The 1858-nt window shown below is 70.0% G+C and carries 1 protein-coding gene; it reads left to right on the top strand.

Features of this window, described 5'->3' with window-relative positions; translation table 11 throughout:
* Positions 1-313: 313 nt before the first annotated feature.
* On the top strand, positions 314-1858 hold a 1545-nt coding region (locus ACWFR4_RS48630), incomplete at its 3' end, for a hypothetical protein (RefSeq protein ID WP_453658383.1).

Genomic DNA, 1858 nt, shown 5'->3' with positions numbered 1-1858 from the left:
CCAGCTCCTGTTCATCCAAGTCGGCGCACACCGCGTCCCGGAGATCTCCCGTTCGGGAGATTCGGTGACCCTCGTTACCGCACGTGGCAAGTTCACCTACGGCCCCGGTGAGCTGGTCCAGCTGCCCATTCTGAGGTCGGGAGATGCGGCTGTTCCGGACCCCGCGCGTGAGGTCGATGACCTGACATGGGACGAGGCGGACGCCGCGCTCACTCACGCGATCGGGTACCGGGACGCGCGGGGTCGTGCGATGCGGGAGCAGCGGGAATCTGGCCGACCCAAGGCTGACCACGCTGCAGCTCATCAGGCGGCGATGGACGCACTGGCCGCCAGGTGGCGCAAGGAAGGCACCGAGGAGCCCACGACCGGGCCGGACGCCACCGATGCCGGCGACCAGCCGCAGACCTCCGACGGCCCGGTGGGGACTACTTCCGAGGAGACCACTCAGGCGGGCGACACCGGGGCGGACACCGTCACCTTGAGCCCGGACGAGATGTCCGACCAGCTCGACGCCGTGCGCCCCGGAGGGTCCAAGGCGCCGTCCACGATGGATGATGCCGAGATCCGCGACGAGATCGTGGAGCTGATGGGCCGCGAGATGGCCAACGGAGGGGAGCTGTCCGGAGTCGACCGGACCCTCCTGCAGGTCCTGGAGGCGGAAGAAGCCCGCCGTGCGGGCCGGGCCCCGAAGCCGGAGCCCAGGCCGAAGCGGACCACCGAGGAGCCCGGCGGACTCTTCAACGTCGACAAGCCGACCACGCAGCAGCCGGATACTGCGCCTGACCTCGACAAGCCCGAGGACAGGCCCGACGACCTCTTCGGCACGCCGGACATGTTCGCCGACAACGAGGGGCGCGACACCGAAGGCCTCGGCCCAGCGCGCATGCGTAATGCCGCCGAGCTGGATACCCCGGCCATCGTGCTGGCCGACGACTGGGCCCTGCCCCTGCCCGACCTGGGCACACCGCACAGCACGGAATCGGCGGCAGCCGCCTGGGCGATCCGCGGAGTCCTCTCCGACTACCAGCTCATCGCGCTGATCGCCGCGGTGGACGACGACGATGCCTTCGCCCGCTGGAAGAGCCGGCACATGCGCCACCACGGCGAGGGAACCGGGCAGATCAACAAGGACCTCGCTCCCGCAGACGGCGTCAGCCACAAACACAGCGCCAAGCAGTTCCAGGCGCGCATTGCCGGGCAGACGGTGACCCTCACCTGGGACCGGGTGCGTGCCTGGCTGAGCGACGCCATCACTCCCGAGGCGCTCAGCCTGCTGCAGGCCGCCGACGAGGCAGGCGACCGGCTACGCGCCGGCCGTCGCGGCGACGCCCTCTTCGCGGCTGCCGGAGAGTTGGACCGGGCCCGTGAGTTGCGCGCCCAGGTTAAGCGGCTGACCACTCAAGTCCTCGATCACGTCGTGCAGTTCATGGCCACGACCGCGGTGCCCGCCGCAGGCCGAGGTAGGCACTCCGCCCTCGTGGAGGACACCCCCGGGTTCTTCGAGGTGACCCCGGCACCGGTCTTCGAGCTGCCCGGCGCGGACACGGTCCTCACCGATCTGAACCGCCTGATCGCCTACCTTCCTGATCCGCTCACTGACCGCGATCCGGAGTCCGTGCCGCTGTCCCAGCTGAGGGCGGGCATGGTGCTGGACCAGGGCGACGACCCGGTGGTGATCACGGAGATCATCCGTCATCCGGGGCGCTGTGACATCGTCGGTGAGTTCCGCGGCCCCATCCGGCCCGCCCGTATCAAGCACAGCGTGCACATCGCGGACGACGATCCCGATCCGCGCGTGCGCCTCGCGCCGTCGCTCCCCTCGCTGTACGCGTTGACCGGCCAAGAGCCCGAGCTGGAT

The organism is Streptomyces sp. NPDC055140, from assembly GCF_053607285.1.
This window is presented reverse-complemented; position numbering and strand designations above follow the sequence as displayed.